The organism is Enterobacter sp. DNB-S2 (assembly GCF_019443845.1).
In the GTDB taxonomy this organism is placed as follows: domain Bacteria; phylum Pseudomonadota; class Gammaproteobacteria; order Enterobacterales; family Enterobacteriaceae; genus Enterobacter; species Enterobacter asburiae_B.
On sequence record NZ_CP050520.1, the window covers coordinates 4,535,324 to 4,552,100 of the forward strand.

17 protein-coding genes and 1 tRNA gene are annotated in these 16,777 nt (G+C 55.4%); 5 read left to right on the forward strand and 13 right to left on the reverse strand.

Annotated elements, in window-relative coordinates; translation table 11 throughout:
- Nucleotides 1-11: 11 nt before the first annotated feature.
- The 3 genes from HB664_RS21805 to actS all read right to left on the reverse strand — a co-directional run bounded on the left by HB664_RS21805 (nucleotide 12) and on the right by actS (nucleotide 2,996).
- Nucleotides 12-1,676 (reverse strand): ShlB/FhaC/HecB family hemolysin secretion/activation protein, encoded by a 1,665-nt coding sequence (locus HB664_RS21805; protein WP_219940210.1) that lies wholly within the window; start codon nucleotides 1,674-1,676, stop codon nucleotides 12-14.
- A gap of 422 nt (nucleotides 1,677-2,098) precedes the next feature.
- Nucleotides 2,099-2,172 (reverse strand) — tRNA-Gly (locus HB664_RS21810).
- Between the two features lie 80 nt (nucleotides 2,173-2,252).
- Nucleotides 2,253-2,996, reverse strand: coding sequence for an amidase activator ActS (gene actS / locus HB664_RS21815; protein ID WP_213788208.1), 744 nt, complete (start codon nucleotides 2,994-2,996; stop codon nucleotides 2,253-2,255).
- 163 nt (nucleotides 2,997-3,159) lie between these two features.
- Between actS and idi the strand changes: the two genes are divergently transcribed.
- Nucleotides 3,160-3,702 carry an isopentenyl-diphosphate Delta-isomerase gene (idi, locus tag HB664_RS21820; protein ID WP_033146588.1) on the forward strand — a complete coding sequence of 181 codons (543 nt, stop codon included), beginning with the start codon at nucleotides 3,160-3,162 and terminating at the stop codon, nucleotides 3,700-3,702.
- A 38-nt stretch (nucleotides 3,703-3,740) separates the two neighbouring features.
- Here the strand turns inward: idi and lysS are convergent, their stop codons facing one another.
- The 5 genes from lysS to xerD all read right to left on the reverse strand — a co-directional run bounded on the left by lysS (nucleotide 3,741) and on the right by xerD (nucleotide 9,834).
- Nucleotides 3,741-5,258 (reverse strand): lysine--tRNA ligase, encoded by a 1,518-nt coding sequence (gene lysS / locus HB664_RS21825; RefSeq protein ID WP_013098608.1) that lies wholly within the window; start codon nucleotides 5,256-5,258, stop codon nucleotides 3,741-3,743.
- Nucleotides 5,259-5,267: 9 nt separating this feature from the next.
- Nucleotides 5,268-6,366, reverse strand: a protein-coding gene (prfB, locus tag HB664_RS21830) for a peptide chain release factor 2 (RefSeq protein ID WP_096151315.1) whose coding sequence is annotated in 2 segments (ribosomal slippage) — nucleotides 5,268-6,290 and nucleotides 6,292-6,366 — 1,098 coding nt in all. Because the reading frame shifts where the segments join, the coding sequence is not laid out codon by codon here.
- A 90-nt stretch (nucleotides 6,367-6,456) separates the two neighbouring features.
- A complete protein-coding gene (recJ, locus tag HB664_RS21835; protein WP_219940211.1) occupies nucleotides 6,457-8,190 on the reverse strand; it encodes a single-stranded-DNA-specific exonuclease RecJ in 1,734 nt (577 codons plus the stop codon).
- A 5-nt stretch (nucleotides 8,191-8,195) separates the two neighbouring features.
- Nucleotides 8,196-8,909: a bifunctional protein-disulfide isomerase/oxidoreductase DsbC gene (gene dsbC / locus HB664_RS21840; RefSeq protein ID WP_023309097.1), complete on the reverse strand. Its 714-nt coding sequence runs from the start codon at nucleotides 8,907-8,909 to the stop codon at nucleotides 8,196-8,198.
- A 28-nt stretch (nucleotides 8,910-8,937) separates the two neighbouring features.
- Complete coding sequence (gene xerD, locus HB664_RS21845) at nucleotides 8,938-9,834, reverse strand: site-specific tyrosine recombinase XerD (RefSeq protein WP_023309098.1); 897 nt, start codon at nucleotides 9,832-9,834, stop codon at nucleotides 8,938-8,940.
- A gap of 101 nt (nucleotides 9,835-9,935) precedes the next feature.
- Here xerD and fldB point away from each other — a divergent pair, with 101 nt between their 5' ends.
- A complete protein-coding gene (fldB, locus tag HB664_RS21850) occupies nucleotides 9,936-10,457 on the forward strand; it encodes a flavodoxin FldB (RefSeq protein WP_023309099.1) in 522 nt (173 codons plus the stop codon).
- Nucleotides 10,458-10,463: 6 nt separating this feature from the next.
- Here the strand turns inward: fldB and HB664_RS21855 are convergent, their stop codons facing one another.
- Nucleotides 10,464-10,874 carry a protein YgfX gene (locus HB664_RS21855; protein ID WP_021242050.1) on the reverse strand — a complete coding sequence of 137 codons (411 nt, stop codon included), beginning with the start codon at nucleotides 10,872-10,874 and terminating at the stop codon, nucleotides 10,464-10,466.
- Nucleotides 10,855-11,121: an FAD assembly factor SdhE gene (gene sdhE / locus HB664_RS21860; RefSeq protein WP_010435322.1), complete on the reverse strand. Its 267-nt coding sequence runs from the start codon at nucleotides 11,119-11,121 to the stop codon at nucleotides 10,855-10,857. The genes HB664_RS21855 and sdhE overlap by 20 nt, the downstream gene beginning before the upstream one ends.
- A gap of 294 nt (nucleotides 11,122-11,415) precedes the next feature.
- Between sdhE and ygfZ the strand changes: the two genes are divergently transcribed.
- On the forward strand, nucleotides 11,416-12,396 hold the full coding sequence (ygfZ, locus tag HB664_RS21865; protein ID WP_033146590.1) for a tRNA-modifying protein YgfZ: 981 nt from the start codon (nucleotides 11,416-11,418) through the stop codon (nucleotides 12,394-12,396).
- Nucleotides 12,397-12,459: 63 nt separating this feature from the next.
- On the opposite strand, the gene HB664_RS21870 is transcribed toward ygfZ, so the two are convergent.
- Together HB664_RS21870 and yqfB are read right to left on the reverse strand one after the other, a co-directional pair.
- Nucleotides 12,460-13,119, reverse strand: a complete 660-nt coding sequence (locus HB664_RS21870) for a hemolysin III family protein (protein ID WP_033146591.1) — start codon at nucleotides 13,117-13,119, stop codon at nucleotides 12,460-12,462.
- Between the two features lie 165 nt (nucleotides 13,120-13,284).
- Nucleotides 13,285-13,596 carry a N(4)-acetylcytidine aminohydrolase gene (yqfB, locus tag HB664_RS21875; RefSeq protein WP_033146592.1) on the reverse strand — a complete coding sequence of 104 codons (312 nt, stop codon included), beginning with the start codon at nucleotides 13,594-13,596 and terminating at the stop codon, nucleotides 13,285-13,287.
- A 51-nt stretch (nucleotides 13,597-13,647) separates the two neighbouring features.
- Here yqfB and HB664_RS21880 point away from each other — a divergent pair, with 51 nt between their 5' ends.
- Nucleotides 13,648-14,379 (forward strand): MurR/RpiR family transcriptional regulator, encoded by a 732-nt coding sequence (locus tag HB664_RS21880; protein WP_219940858.1) that lies wholly within the window; start codon nucleotides 13,648-13,650, stop codon nucleotides 14,377-14,379.
- 116 nt (nucleotides 14,380-14,495) lie between these two features.
- Nucleotides 14,496-15,929: a 6-phospho-beta-glucosidase BglA gene (bglA, locus tag HB664_RS21885; protein WP_033146593.1), complete on the forward strand. Its 1,434-nt coding sequence runs from the start codon at nucleotides 14,496-14,498 to the stop codon at nucleotides 15,927-15,929.
- 59 nt (nucleotides 15,930-15,988) lie between these two features.
- Here the strand turns inward: bglA and HB664_RS21890 are convergent, their stop codons facing one another.
- Nucleotides 15,989-16,732, reverse strand: a complete 744-nt coding sequence (locus HB664_RS21890; protein ID WP_032660097.1) for an SDR family oxidoreductase — start codon at nucleotides 16,730-16,732, stop codon at nucleotides 15,989-15,991.
- Nucleotides 16,733-16,777 lie beyond the last annotated feature (45 nt).

The following is a 16,777-nucleotide window of genomic DNA, read 5'->3' on the forward strand; positions in this document are numbered from 1 at the left end:
CGTAGAGTCTCTTAAAGCATGAAGGCAATGCGCCAGTTAACGCTCACATGATCCGGGCCGAGCCAGTCGGGGTAGCGCAGCGGCGTACCGACCGAAATCTGGCTGCTGTACCCGCGCCCAGCGCTGCTCAGCCCCACCGAACCGCCCCACAGCGTGCCGGAGGCAAAGCGGTCCTGGCGGTCTTTTTCCAGCCAGCCGCCGTCAACGGCGACCGTTGCGCTTACCGCGCCAATTACCGGGAGGGTGAAGAGGGAATACCCCAGCTCGTTACGCCAGTAGCCGCCGTTGTCCCCGGACAGGTACTGCTCTTTAAAACCGCGCACGGAGCTTTCGCCGCCGAGCGTCAGGCGCTCGGCGCCGTACAGCCGGTCGGGCGACCACTGGCCGTAGGCGCTGGTCAGCCACCACGCGTTACGGGCGACAGGACGCTGGAAGCTGGCGTTCAGGCTCCATTTGCGGAATTCCGCCCGCGGCATATCCCCGGATTTATTTTCGTCGGTTTCGGCATTGAACCACGGCATGCCGTGGCTCCAGGTCGGGTTAAAGGTCGCCACGCCGCCCAGCATTTTTTGCGTGTGGGTAATCCCCAGGACCAGGCTCGAGAGGTTGCGCGTGCTGCTCTTAAGCGGCGCGTCGTTCAGCCAGTTGCGGCTGGAGCGCTGAACCACGCCCGCCGCAATGCCGGTTTTAACATCCCCGTTGCGGAAAACCACCCAGGACGCGTTAAGGCGGTGGGTTTTCGTATCGCCCGTGGAGAGCCAGTTGAACCCCTGGTTACTGATGGTGGTCCGGTAGTTACTCCAGGCGTAGCTGTAGTCCAGCAGGCCGTAGCCAGACGGCACGCTGACGCCCGCCTGGAAATTCTGCGCATCGTACGCGCTGGCAAAATCGCTGCTGCGCCCGCCGCTGACAAACCATCTATCCGCCAGCCCCAGCATATTATTGGCGGTGAGCACGCCGCTCAGCTGGTTTTCACCGGTGCTCTTCTGCCCGCTATTATCCAGGCTCACGGATGCACTTAACGGAAATTCCGGCTTGCCCGTGAGATTAACGATGGAATATCCGGCCTGCGTTCCCGGCAGAATTTCAATCTGCACCGGCTCGGCGCGCAAACGGTTAATTTGCTCCATCCCCTGTTCGATATCGCGTAAATTAAGGATGCCGCCTGTCCGTCCCGGAAACGCCATTTTCAGCATGCGCGGCGTTTCGCCTTCCAGACGGATCGCTTCCAGCCGTCCTTCCAGCACCACAATATTCAGCTGGCCGCCGGAGAGATCCTGCTCGGTGAGAAAGGCGCGGCTGGTGATATATCCCCGGCTGATATACCAGTCAGAAATACGGGCGAGAAGCTCCGTTATTTTCGCCATATCCAGACACCGGCCCTGCCACGGCGCGACAAGGGCCTGCTGCGTTTTCGGGGAAATGAGGGTCGTGCCGGAAAGGGTAATGGTATCAATGGTGAAGCAGGGCCCGGCGCCGGCTGCAGGCAGAGTTCTGGCAGGCGCGGGGCGAGGAATACTCCGCTCCAGCTCTTCACGCTGTTGCTGGTTCTTTAATAACAGTTCCTCCTGCTGCTGACGCACGGTGTCCCGGTCAGCAGGAGTAAGGGGGGCTGCATGGCTCAGAGAGCAAAAAAATAACGAGCAAAAAAAGACGGCTTTGCTGTAATAGCGCATATAAAAGGATAATATTTTTTGGTTTTCTTAATTATGCCAGCTACGACGCAATAGAGAATAGTCTCAAAAAGAGGGCTACTATAATTGGTAGTAATATTTGCGTTAAGTCTAAAAAAATAAAAATCCGTGATAAAGAAGAGTGTAGTTTCTGAAAGCTTTATTATTCGATCATGGTTCCTTCTTTCACAAAATATTAACTAACCTTCCCAATAATGAGATGTAAACGTCAGCGAGTAGTGCTGATTAAATTACCCGTCGTACTCATCGTGCTGCAAACTCTGATGGAGTCTGATAATTCAGTACTGAATATGGGGCTCGCGCGATAACGTCTTTGAAGTTATCAATCAACAGCATGACGATATCTGTATGGGAAAGCGTGGACAGGATAAAAACAGGCAAAGGAAGATAACATCAGGAAAAGCTGGAGCGGGCGAAGGGAATCGAACCCTCGTATAGAGCTTGGGAAGCTCTCGTTCTACCATTGAACTACGCCCGCTTTGAGGTGCGTATGGCATTATAGACCTTACGCACCTTCATACAAGCCTCTTAACAACTAACCGGCGATAAAATAATCACTTAGCACTTCGGTTTGCTGCCGGGCACAGGCAGATAACGCTGCGGATCGATGGCCGTCGCCTTATAGCGAATCTGGAAATGCAGCTTCACCGCGTCCGTACCGGTGCTGCCCATGGTGGCAATTTTCTGCCCGGCTTTGACGTTCTGCCCGTTGTTGACCAGCATCGTGTCGTTGTGCGCATAGGCCGTGATGTAGTCTTCGCCATGCTTAATCATGATCAGGTTACCGTAGCCGCGCAGCTGGTTACCCACGTAAACCACCTTCCCGGCCCCGGAGGCATAAACCGGCGTACCACGTGCAGCGGCGATATCAATACCCTTGTTGCCACCTTCAGAAAGTGAGTAAGGGGCGACCACTTTACCGCTGGCAGGCCAAATCCAGCAACGCTGTCCAACCGGCGGCCATGACGATTGCGGCACCTGATAGGACGGCGTCACTTTGGCGGTTTTGCCTTTCGAAGAGGATTTTTTACCCGAGGACGATCCGCCGTTCACCTTCAGCTGCTGCCCCACCTCGATGGTGTAGGGCGGCGAGAGGTTATTCAGCCGCGCCAGATCCTTCACGCTGGTTCCCGTTGCGCGCGAAATCCGGTACAGCGTATCCCCGCGCTTAACGGTATAGACCGAACCGGAATAGCTGCCCATATCCGAAGATTTGCTTCCTGAACAGCCCGCCAGCAATAGCGTCAGCGTCAGGCAAAAAATGGCGGTGATGGGGTTTCTCGTCAGGCTTCCTGCAAACAAAAGAGATCCTCGGTCAGCGTGAATGGCGCACTATGATAACAGCCAAAACGAATATGGGTCATGCCCTTTTCCGCTCTACGCGCCAAACCGTTCGTATAAGAATGCCGTATAATGATCCGGCTGATGGTGCTGAACCACTCGGCATTTTGGCACTGGAGCATCAATGAGTATTCAAGAACACGTTATTTTGGTAAACGACCAGGGAATGGTGATTGGCACTCAGGAAAAATATGCCGCGCACACCTTACATACCCCGCTGCATCTGGCTTTCTCTTCCTGGCTTTTTAACGCAAACGGCGAATGTCTGATCACCCGGCGCGCCTTAACCAAAAAAGCCTGGCCCGGCGTCTGGACCAACTCCGTCTGCGGCCACCCGCAGTCCGGCGAAGAGACGATACAGGCGATAATCCGCCGCTGCCGCTTTGAAGTGGGCGCTGAGCTGACCGATATCACCGCCGTCGCCCCTGAATTTCGCTATCGGGAAACCGACCCATCGGGGATTGTGGAAAACGAAATTTGCCCTGTATTCGCGGCCCGCATCACCAATGACGTGACGATAAACGAAGATGAAGTGATGGACTATCAGTGGGTGGAGCTGGACGCGTTATTCCGCGCGCTGGACGCGACGCCCTGGGCCTTTAGCCCGTGGATGGTTATGGAAGCGACGACCGCCCGCGAAAAACTTAAAGCCTTCGCGGCGCAATAAAAAAGCCCCTTTCGGGGCTTTTTTTACATCTTAACGCCTTATTTCACCGGGCGCATCGCCGGGAACAGGATCACGTCGCGGATGGTGTGGCTGTTGGTGAACAGCATGACCATACGGTCGATACCAATCCCCAGGCCCGCCGTTGGTGGCAGACCGTGCTCCAGTGCGGTCACGTAGTCTTCGTCGAAGAACATCGCTTCGTCGTCGCCTGCCGCTTTCGCGTCAACCTGATCCTGGAAGCGCTGAGCCTGGTCTTCCGCATCGTTCAGCTCGCTAAAGCCGTTGCCGATTTCACGGCCGCCGATGAAGAATTCGAAGCGATCGGTGATTTCCGGGTTCTCGTCATTACGACGCGCCAGCGGAGAGACTTCAGCCGGGTATTCGGTGATGAAGGTCGGCTGAATCAGGTGCGCTTCGGCCACTTCTTCGAAGATCTCGGTCACGATACGGCCCAGACCCCAGCTCTTCTCAACCTTGATACCGATGCTTTCTGCGATCGCTTTCGCAGAATCAAAGTTATCCAGATCCGCCATGTTGGTTTCCGGACGGTATTTCTTGATCGCTTCGCGCATGGTCAGTTTTTCGAACGGCTTGCCGAAGTCGAAGACTTCTTCACCGTAAGGAACCTGCGTGGTGCCCAGAATGTCCTGCGCCAGGGTGCGGAACAGGGATTCGGTCAGCTCGATCAGATCTTTGTAATCCGCATACGCCATATAGAGTTCCATCATGGTGAACTCTGGGTTATGACGAACGGAGATACCTTCGTTACGGAAGTTACGGTTGATTTCGAACACACGGTCGAAACCACCGACCACCAGACGCTTCAGGTACAGTTCCGGCGCGATACGCAGGTACATGTCCAGGTCCAGGGCGTTGTGATGGGTGATGAACGGACGCGCAGACGCGCCGCCAGGGATCACCTGCATCATTGGGGTTTCCACTTCCATAAAGTCGCGGTTGACCATGAACTGGCGGATACCGGCCATGATCTGAGAGCGAATTTTGAAGGTCTTACGGGATTCATCGTTAGAGATGAGATCCAGGTAGCGCTGACGATAGCGCGCTTCCTGATCCTGCAGGCCGTGGAATTTGTCCGGCAGCGGGCGCAGGGCTTTGGTCAGCAGACGCAGCTCGGTGCAGTGGATAGACAGTTCACCGGTTTTGGTTTTGAACAGTTTACCTTTCGCGCCCAGGATATCGCCCAGGTCCCACTTCTTGAACTGCTCGTTGTAGATGCCTTCCGGCAGGTCGTCACGGGAAACGTACAGCTGAATACGGCCACCAACGTCCTGCAAGGTCACGAAGGAGGCTTTACCCATGATACGACGGGTCATCATGCGGCCTGCAACGGCCACTTCGATGTTCAGCGCTTCCAGCTCTTCGTTCTCTTTAGCGTCGAAGTCAGCGTGCAGTTGGTCTGAGGTATGGTCACGACGAAAATCGTTCGGGAACGGCACGCCCTGCTCGCGCAGCGCTGCCAGCTTCTCGCGGCGGGTTTTCAGTTCGTTGTTAAGATCGACTACCGCGTCAGCGCCCTGTGCTTGTTGTTCAGACATGTTGGTTCCTCATAACCCTGCTTTCAAACTTGCTTCGATAAATTGGTCCAGGCTGCCGTCCAGCACCGCCTGCGTGTTGCGGGTTTCAACCCCGGTACGCAGGTCTTTGATGCGGGAGTCATCAAGGACGTAAGAACGGATCTGGCTGCCCCAACCGATGTCGGACTTGTTGTCTTCCATCGCCTGTTTCTCAGCATTTTTCTTCTGCATCTCCAGCTCATAAAGCTTCGCTTTCATCTGCTTCATGGCCTGGTCTTTGTTCTTATGCTGGGAACGGTCGTTCTGGCACTGTGTTACCAACCCGGTAGGAATGTGGGTAATACGAACCGCTGATTCCGTACGGTTAACGTGCTGACCACCCGCGCCGGATGCGCGATAAACGTCGATACGCAGGTCCGCCGGGTTAATTTCGATATCAATATCTTCGTCAACTTCCGGATAAACAAACGCGGAGCTGAAGGAGGTATGACGACGGCCACCGGAGTCGAACGGGCTCTTACGCACCAGGCGGTGAACGCCGGTTTCGGTACGCAGCCAGCCGTAGGCGTAATCGCCAATGATCTTGATGGTGACGGATTTCAGACCCGCAACTTCACCTTCAGACTCTTCGATAATTTCGGTTTTGAAGCCGCGCGCTTCCGCCCAACGCAGGTACATACGCGTCAGCATGCTGGCCCAGTCCTGCGCTTCGGTGCCGCCAGAACCCGCCTGAATATCGAGATAGCAGTCAGCGCTGTCGTATTCGCCGGAGAACATACGGCGGAACTCAAGCTGCGCCAGCTTCTCTTCCAGCACGTCGAGTTCTGCCACGGCTTCGTTAAAGGTTTCTTCGTCGTCGGCTTCGACGGCCAGCTCCAGCAAACCGGAAACATCTTCCAGCCCCTGGGCCATTTGATCCAGCGTATCTACGATAGCTTCGAGAGAGGAACGCTCTTTACCCAGCGCCTGTGCGCGTTCAGGTTCGTTCCAGACGTCCGGCTGTTCCAGCTCGGCGTTTACTTCTTCAAGACGCTCTTTCTTGGCATCGTAGTCAAAGATACCCCCTAAGAACGTCAGAGCGCTCCGTGAGGTCCTGAATACGGTTTTTTACCGGATTAATTTCAAACATGGTCTGTTTTCTTTTATGGACTTGTCAAAATGCGGTGATAAGAGCGGGATTGTACCGAATCCACGCCCTTTTTTATAGAGATTACTGCCGCTAAATTGGCCAGATATTGTCGATGATAATCTGCAGGGTGCGGTTACCGCGAAACTCGTTGATGTCCAGTTTGTACGCCAGCTCGACCTCGCGCACGCCGTTGTCCGGCCATACCGCCGTGTCAACGTTGAAGGCAATGCCGTCCAGCAGCGGTCCACCGCCCATGGGCTCGACCATCACTTTCAGATGACGTTCGCCGACGATGCGCTGCTGCAGCAGACGGAAACGACCGTCAAACAGAGGTTCCGGGAACATCTGCCCCCATGGGCCAGCATCGCGGAGCATTTGCGCCACGTCCATCGTCATCTCAAGAGGTGAAAGCTCGCCATCGGACACCACTTCACCCTGCAACAGAGCCGGATCGATCCACTCGGTGACCAGTTCGCCAAACAGACGCTGAAACTCGTCGAATTTCGCCTCTTCCAGCGACAGGCCAGCCGCCATCGCATGGCCGCCGAACTTGATCATCAAACCCGGATACAGCGTATCGAGACGCTCCAGCGCATCGCGCATGTGCAGCCCCTGGATTGAGCGGCCCGAGCCTTTCAGCGTGCCGTCACCCGCGGGGGCGAACGCGATCACCGGCCGGTGGAAACGTTCTTTAATACGCGACGCCAGAATGCCCACCACGCCCTGATGCCACTCGGGATGGTACATCGCCAGGCCGCCCGGCAGCGTATCGCCGCTGCGTTCAAGCTTTTCGCACAGGGTCAGCGCTTCGGCCTGCATCCCCTGCTCAATCTCTTTGCGTGTCTGGTTCAGCGCGTCCAGCTCGTTGGCCAGCACGCGCGCTTCACCGATGTTGTCGCACAGCAGCAGCGCCACGCCGACGGACATATCGTCCAGCCTTCCGGCTGCGTTAAGACGCGGCCCGAGAGCAAAGCCCAGGTCGCTGGCCGCCAGCTTGAGCGGATCGCGGTTGGCGATCTCCAGCAACGCCTTGATCCCCGGACGGCACTTGCCCGCCCGAATGCGACTTAGGCCCTGCCAGGTCAAAATGCGGTTATTGGTATCGAGGGGCACCACATCCGCGACGGTGCCCAGCGCCACCAGATCGAGATATTCGGCCAGGTTCGGTACGGCAATACCGCGAGAGTCGAACCAGCCCTTATCGCGCAGCAGGGTCCGTAACGCCAGCATCAGATAAAACGCTACGCCCACGCCTGCGAGGGATTTCGACGGGAAATCGCAGTCGCGCAGGTTGGGGTTAATAATCGCTTCCGCAGCCGGCAGCGTTTCACCCGGCAGGTGGTGATCGGTGACCAGCACCGGGATCCCCAGCGCGTGAGCATGATCGACGCCCGCATGGGAGGAGATCCCGTTATCGACGGTCATGATCATCTGTGCGCCACGGGCGTGGGCCTGATCGACCACTTCCGGGCTGAGGCCATAGCCGTCTTCAAAACGGTTCGGTACCAGATACGCGACGTTATCGCAGCCCAGCGCGCGCAGGCTGAGCACGCTCAGCGCGGTGCTGGTTGCGCCGTCGGCGTCGAAATCGCCCACCACCACAATCCGCGTTCCCTCTTGAAGCGCGTTGTAGAGCATTTCGGTAGCTTTTTCGATACCGCTCAGCTGCTGCCAGGGCAGCATCCCTTTCACGCTGCGTTCAAGATCCTCAGCGCGATGCACGCCGCGGCTGGCGTAGAGACGCTTAAGCAGCGCCGGGAGATCGTCCGGTAAATCAACGGGTTCAACCGCCTCGCGGCGGCGCAATTTTATCGGGGCTTTCACGCGGATTATTTACCACCAAACTGTTTCTGGTGCGCGTCGAGGAACTCTTTCATCTCTTTTGGTCCCTGATAGCCCGGAACAACATAGCCGTTGCTCAGGACAATCGCTGGCGTACCGCTCACGCCAAACTGCACGCCGAGCGCATAGTGGTTAGCGATATCAATGTCGCAGGAGGCCGGCTTAACGCCTTTGCCGTTCATCGCGTCGTCGAACGCTTTGTTGCGGTCTTTCGCACACCAGATCGCCTTCATGTCCTGCTCTGGCTGGCTCTGCACGCCCGCGCGCGGGAAGGCCAGGTAACGCACGGTAATGCCCAGCGCGTTATAGTCTTTCATCTCTTCATGCAGCTTGTGGCAGTAGCCGCAGGTGATGTCGGTGAAAACGGTAATAACGTGTTTTTCCTGCGCCGCTTTATAGACGATCATCTCTTTTTCGAGCGCGTTCAGGTTTTTCATCAGCAGCTGGTTGGTGACGTTCACCGGCTGCGCGCCGCTCACGTCGTACATTGGCCCCTGAATAATGTGTTTGCCGTCTTCGGTGACGTACAGCACGCCGCTGTTGGTCAGTACCGTTTTCATGCCAGCAACCGGTGCAGGCTGAATATCGCTACCGGTGACGCCAAGCTTAGCCAGCGACTGTTTGATGGCGGCGTCGTCCGCATGGGCGAAACCGGTAAATGAGGCTGCCAGCAGGGTGAACAGCGCGAAAGTCTTTTTCATATGTGATCCTGTTACAATTCGTCGGCACTCACGCACGAGGGTGGTGCTGTTGGTGTAGCTGCCGCAGGCGTTCCGTCGCGACATGGGTATAAATTTGCGTCGTGGAAAGATCGCTGTGGCCCAGCAGCATCTGCACCACGCGTAAATCAGCGCCGTGGTTTAACAGATGCGTCGCGAAGGCGTGACGCAATACGTGCGGCGAAAGCTTTTCACTGTCGATACCCGCCAGTGTGGCGTAATGCTTGATGCGATGCCAGAACGTTTGACGCGTCATCTGCTGGGCGCGCTGGCTCGGAAACAGGACGTCGATAGACGTACCATTGAGCAGCCACGGACGACCGTGCTCCAGGTACGTTTCCAGCCAGTAAACCGCCTCTTCACCCAGCGGAACCAGCCTTTCCTTGTTGCCTTTACCAATGACGCGCACCACGCCCTGACGCAGGCTGATGTCGCTCATCGTCAGGCCAACCAGTTCCGAAACGCGCAAGCCGGTAGCATACAATAGCTCAAGCATGGCTTTATCGCGTAACTCCAGCGGCAGGTCAACTGCCGGTGACTGTAATAATCTCTCAACTTGTGCTTCGCTGAGATCTTTCGGCAGCCGCTGCGGGAGCTTAGGGGATGCCAGCAGCGCGCTGGGATCGTCTTCGCGAATCTTCTCACGGTAGAGGTGCTGGAACAGCCGACGCATGGCGCTGAGCAAACGCGCGGAACTGGTGGCTTTGTAGCCCCCCGCGATACGTTCCCCCAGCAGCGCCTGCAGGTCGTCACGCTGCGCGCTCGCAAGGGATAACCCCCGGTGCGCAAGCCACTCCACCAGCATGGTGAGATCGCGACGGTAGGCGCTGAGGGTATTCTCGGCCAGATTTTTCTCCAGCCACAGCGCGTCGAGAAACTGTTCGATCAGTGCGAGATCCTTTTCCACATCAGCCCCTTTGATTCTGCAGTCAGGCCATTATGCCTGATTGCGACCGGTTTCTGGTACACTACGCGCATAGTCAAAGCAAGAATTGAGATAGTTACGCGATGAATATTGGTCTGTTCTATGGTTCCAGCACCTGCTACACCGAAATGGCGGCAGAGAAAATTCGCGACATCATTGGCCCGGAACTGGTGACGTTGCATAACCTGAAAGATGACGCGGTCGCGCTGATGGAACAGTACGATGTCCTGATCCTTGGCATCCCAACCTGGGATTTTGGTGAGATACAGGAAGACTGGGAAGCCATCTGGGATCAACTCGATTCGGTCAATCTCGACGGCAAAATCATTGCCATGTACGGCATGGGAGATCAGCTGGGCTACGGGGAATGGTTCCTGGACGCGCTCGGCATGCTGCATGACAAGCTGGCGCCGAAAGGAGTGTCGTTTATCGGCTACTGGCCAACCGAAGGTTACGAGTTCACCAGTAAAAAACCGATTATTGCCGACGGCGAGCTGTTTGTTGGACTCGCGCTGGATGAAACCAACCAGTACGATCTCAGCGATGAGCGCCTGCAAAGCTGGTGCGAGCAGATTCTGGGCGAAATGGCTGAAAAGTTTAGCTAACGCGCATTACCCCTGCGTCGTCTGTTGCAACAGCATCCGGCGCAGGTCTCGCCACTCGGCAGCATCCATACTGTCAGCCGCCAGCCACAGATGCTGGCAACGCCCGCCGTCCACCTTGCGTAACCGTAACATCATGCCGCAGTTGAGCATCCAGGGCATACCGAGAATATCCCACTCTTTACCCTGCCAGCGCAGGCGGGAATCCATCAGTAATTTAATCTCTCCCTGACGGGCATTAATGCGACGCTGGCTGCGTACGCTGTCAAAAACGACAAACGACAGTAACAGCAGCCACAGCGGCGTATAGCTCAGCGGCCACGGCATCAGCAAAACAAAGGCCGCAACCAGGCCGTGGAGCAATAAAGACATCCACTGCGAGCGCCACGAGACGCGAAGATCAGATTGCCACAGGACCACGTTCCCGATTCCGTGTTTGAATTAATTGCACCATCCGTTGCAACTCGGTGTCGGCGGGTTTGCCGTGGTTCATCAGCCAGTTGAATAAATCCGGATCGTCAGACTCCAGCAGGCGAACAAACAGACGCTTATCATCATCGCTTAAGCTGTCATACTCATATTCGAAGAAAGGCATGATGGAAATATCAAGTTCACGCATGCCGCGACGGCACGCCCAGTGAATACGGGCCTTGTTGTTAATATCCATGTTCAGTTTCCTGCATTACGTTTGGCACAGTCGGCACCCCGTTCAGTGTTCTTTATTTCTCTACGGGGACACCAGCTAGTGTAACGTGTTTTTGACCGTTTCATTACTGGAATATTGCGATCGCCGAGCAGGCTTCCAGAATAATCCCTACAAAGACAGCGGATTACATTATTTTGCGTAGCGCTACGCATAACCGGTTTAGGGCACAAATGGTCTGCTGAAAGCGCTTGCATTGCCTGCAGGCTCTTTTACCATTAGGCATTATCAAAGCGTTAAGCAATTCAGGATATCGTTATGGCATTTACACCATTTTCTCCTCGCCAGCCCGCCGCCTCTGCGCGTCTGCCGCTGACGCTTATTTCTCTTGATGACTGGGCGCTGGCAACGCTCTCCGGTGCCGACGCCGAAAAATATCTGCAGGGCCAGGTGACCGCCGACGTCAGCCAGATGACCGAACACCAGCACCTGCTGGCCGCGCATTGCGACCCAAAAGGCAAAATGTGGAGCAACCTGCGACTCTTCCGCCGTCAGGACGGCTTTGCTTTTATTGAGCGCCGCAGCCTGCAAGAGGCCCAGCTCAAAGAGCTGAAGAAATACGCGGTCTTCTCCAAAGTCACTATCGCCCCGGACGACGAACATGTCCTGCTGGGAGTGGCCGGTTTTCAGGCGCGTGCGGCGCTGAAAAATCTCTTCAGCGAACTGCCGGATGCAGAAAAGCAGGTGGTCAGCGAAGGCGCGACCTCCATCCTGTGGTTTGAACACCCTGCGGAGCGTTTCCTGTTAGTCACGGATGCGGCAACGGCCGAACGCGTGACAGAAGCGCTGCGCGGCGAAGCGCAGCTCAACAACAGTCAGCAGTGGCTGGCGCTGAATATCGAAGCGGGTCTGCCGGTGATTGACGCCGCAAACAGCGCGCAGTTCATTCCTCAGGCAACGAACCTGCAGGCGCTGGGGGGTATCAGCTTTAAAAAGGGCTGTTATACCGGCCAGGAGATGGTGGCGCGTGCAAAATTCCGCGGAGCTAACAAACGAGCGCTGTGGACGCTGGCGGGCCATGCCAGCCGTGTACCTGAAGCGGGTGAAGACTTAGAGCTGAAGATGGGTGATAACTGGCGCCGCACCGGCACCGTGTTAGCCGCCGTACAACTCGATGATGGACGTCTTTTGGTACAGGCCGTCATGAACAACGACATGGAAGCCGACAGCGTGTTCCGCGTACGTGACGATGCGAACACGCTGAGCATCGAGCCGTTGCCATATTCGTTAGAAGAGTAATCGTATCCAGGTGCCCTCCCTCTCCCTGTGGGAGAGGGCCGGTGGCCCGCACGGTGGAAAAAACTACACCTGCCCCACGTACAAATAGATCGCCAAAAAGTGGCATACGCTGCCGCCCAGCACAAAACCGTGCCAGATGGCATGGTTGTATGGGATGCGCTTGCAGACGTAGAAAATCACGCCGAGCGAGTACACCACGCCGCCTAAGGCCAGAAGCGTCACGCCCCCTACCGACAGTTTAATCGCCAGTTGATACACCACAATCAGCGACAGCCAGCCCATTGTCAGATAGGTGACCAGTGACAGCACCTTAAACCGGTGCGCGATGGTCAGCTTAAACAGGATCCCAAGCAGTGCCAGGCTCCAGATAACAATCATCAGGCCACGCGACAGCGGTGAGTTGAGCCCCACCAGCAGAAACGGTGTGTAGGTGCCTGCAATCAGAAGATAGATAGCACAGTGGTCAAATTTCTTGAGCCACATCTTGGCCCGCTGATGCGGGATCGCGTGATACAGCGTCGACGCCAGGAACAGCAGGATCATACTCCCGCCATACAGGCTGTAGCTGGTAATGGCCATCGCGCTGGCATTGGCGTCCACCGCCTGCACCAGCAATAACACTAAACCGACAATCCCAAACACCAGGCCAATGCCGTGGCTGATGCTGTTGGCTACTTCCTCAGCCAGCGAATATCCCTGTGCGATTAATGGTCTGCTCACCATACAAAACTCCGGGAAAACAAAAGATGATTATTCATCGCATAACTATGCTAACTGAGAATGATTCCAGTGAACACCTGTTAGCTAAAATAAAGTTAAACATAACGTTTCTAAATTACAATCAGACAGTTACACTTTAATTTCAGCGAACGTGCGTTTCGATTTAAATTATAAACATTTAAAATCAATTACATAAAACTGGTTCTGCCTGGGGTAGATCTCTGCGATCACGCTTTTCAATGCATCCAAGGTCATGTTCTCCTGTTCAGCATGTTTTTGCGTCAATGTGTCGAACGTAACGGTTGACGTTCCTGTTACTTCAATGGTGCAAAAATAACCATCATCTTCATAACGCCCCACCCGCAGGATATCGCCGGTTTTGAAATGGGATTCACTTTTATCCCGGATAGTGATGGTTTTACGTCCGGCCAGGATGTCGTCCTGAAAGCGCTGAAAAAAAGTGATGTCGTTTGGCTGCATGTTATTATTCCCTGAAGAAAAGTCTGATGAGTGAGTGTAGCCATTGTGAGCATGTTCTCCCATTCCGCCATTGCCAGTCTCAATAACCTGGAGATGATGGTCTACAACTATGTCATAAAAAATCGTGACAAAGTGATGTACATGACCATCCGCGAGCTGTCGGATGCAGCAGACGTCTCAACCACGACCATCCTGCGCTTTTGCCGCAAGCTTAACTGCGAAGGGTATTCTGAATTTCGGGTGCGCTTTAAGCTTTATCTTGAACAGAACGAGCCCCAGCAGGCGAATTTCGGTGCCAGCGAAATTATCAGCTTTTTTAAAAGCGTGAATAATGAAGAGTTCGATGCGTTATTAGATAAGGCGGTTGATATTATTTTATCGTCAGAGCGAATTATATTTGTCGGTGCCGGAACATCGGGTTCGCTGGCAAAATATGGCGCACGCTTCTTTTCTAATATCGGGAAATTCAGTAACCATATTGATGATCCTTATTTCCCGGTCACCAATGATATGGCGAAAAATGCGCTGGCGATTGTGCTTTCCGTCTCGGGCGAGACCGAGGAGATCCTTCGCTTTGCCAGCCAGTTCAGCCTGCATCACTGCAAGGTGCTCTCGATAACCAGCCATGAGCACTCGCGTCTCGCAAAACTGGCGGACTTTAATCTCTCCTGGCATGTTCCTCAGACGCGTATTGCAGGCGTCTACGACATCACCACGCAAATTCCCGTCATTTATATTCTGGAGTCTCTCGGACGTAAACTGGCGAAGAAACTCACAGAATAAAACACCCTGTTTTTTTGGTGTAACAAATCACATTTACTGTGAATTGTTATATCGTGACATTCAATTTCGCTTTGCTAGACTCGATGCCAATAAGCCATTTATTGAGAAGAGCAGCGATGAAAAAATTAACCTTACCAAAAGATTTTTTATGGGGCGGCGCGGTTGCCGCTCACCAGGTTGAAGGCGGCTGGAACAAAGGCGGAAAAGGGCCAAGCATTTGTGACGTATTGACCGGCGGTGCGCACGGCGTCCCGCGCGAAATCACCCAGGAAGTAGTGCCGGGTAAATACTACCCAAACCACGAGGCCATCGACTTCCACGGCCACTATAAAGAAGACATCAAGCTGTTTGCCGAGATGGGTTTCAAGTGCTTCCGCACCTCTATCGCCTGGACGCGCATCTTCCCGAAAGGTGACGAAACGCAGCCAAACGAAGAGGGGCTGAAGTTCTACGACGACATGTTCGACGAGCTGCTGAAATACAACATCGAACCGGTGATCACCCTCTCCCACTTCGAAATGCCGCTGCACCTGGTACAGGAGTACGGTAGCTGGACCAACCGTAAAGTGGTCGATTTCTTTGTGCGCTTCGCGGAAGTGGTCTTTGAGCGCTACAAAAACAAAGTCAAATACTGGATGACCTTCAACGAAATCAATAACCAGCGTAACTGGCGCGCGCCGCTGTTCGGTTACTGCTGCTCGGGCGTGGTCTATACCGAACATGACAATCCGGAAGAAACCATGTACCAGGTCCTGCACCACCAGTTTGTGGCCAGCGCCCTGGCTGTGAAAGCCGCGCGCCGCATCAACCCTGAGATGAAAGTCGGCTGCATGCTGGCGATGGTGGCGCTCTATCCGTTCTCCTGCAAACCGGAAGACGTGATGTTCGCCCAGGAATCCATGCGCGAGCGCTATGTCTTTACCGACGTCCAGCTGCGTGGTTACTACCCGTCCTACGTGCTGAACGAGTGGGAGCGCCGCGGCTTCTCCATCAAAATGGAGGCAGGCGACGAGCAGATCCTGCGTGAAGGTACCTGCGACTACTTAGGTTTCAGCTACTACATGACCAACGCGGTGAAAGCGGAAGGCGGGACCGGCGATGCGATTTCCGGCTTCGAAGGCAGCGTGCCAAACCCGCACGTGAAAGCATCCGACTGGGGCTGGCAGATCGATCCGGTAGGCCTGCGCTATTCCCTGTGCGAACTGTACGAACGTTATCAGAAACCGCTGTTTATCGTGGAAAACGGGTTCGGCGCCTACGATAAGGTGGAAGAAGACGGCAGCATCAACGACGACTATCGCATCGACTACCTGCGTGCCCACGTGGAAGAGATGATCAAAGCCGTGACGCACGACGGCGTGGATCTGATGGGCTATACGCCATGGGGCTGCATCGACTGCGTGTCGTTCACCACCGGCCAGTACAGCAAGCGCTACGGCTTTATCTACGTGAACAAGCACGACGACGGCACGGGCGACATGTCGCGTTCCCGCAAGAAGAGCTTTAACTGGTATAAGGAAGTGATTGCCAGCAACGGCGAGAAACTTTAACGCCGGGCGGCGCTACGCTTGATCCCCTCTCCCTTTGGGAGAGGGTTAGGGTGAGGGGTTTACTTCCCGCCCGCCAACTCAATAAAACTGCCCGTTACGTACGACGCCTTCTCGCTCAGCAGCCAGACAATCGCCTGCGCCACCTCTTCCGGCTGGCCGCCGCGCTGCATCGGCAGCAACGATTTCACGCGATCCACTCGCCCCGGCTCTCCGCCGGACGCATGAATATCGGTATAAATTAGACCCGGACGCACGCAGTTGACGCGAATGCCCTGCGCCGCCACTTCCAGCGATAGCCCGGTTGTCAGCGAATCGACCGCCCCCTTCGACGCGGCATAATCCACATATTCACCCGGCGCCCCAAGGCGCGACGCGGCGGAAGAGACGTTCACTATCGCCCCACCCTTGCCGCCATGCCTGAAGGACATGCGTTTTACCGCTTCCCGGCAGCAGAGAAAGTAGCCCGTGACGTTGGTCGCCAGGACGCGGTTAATGCGCTCAGCGGAGAGGTTCTCGATAGTGGATTGCTCAAACAGAATGCCCGCATTATTGACCAGCGCACGAAGCGGCTCGCCTTCACGATCGAGGCTGTCAAACATCGCCAGCACCTGGGCTTCATCACTGATATCCGCGCGGACGGCAAAGGCTTTACCGCCCGCTTCAACGATCTGGTTGATCACGTCCGTCGCGGCTTTAATGTTGTGGTGATAGTTCACCGCCACGGTGTAGCCTTCGCGCGCCAGCTGCAGCGCGGTGGCTTTCCCAATGCCCCGGCTGGCGCCGGTGACCAGTGCTATTGCCATTTTCTTCTCCCAATAAAAAAGCCGGGTGGCGGCTTCGCCTTACCC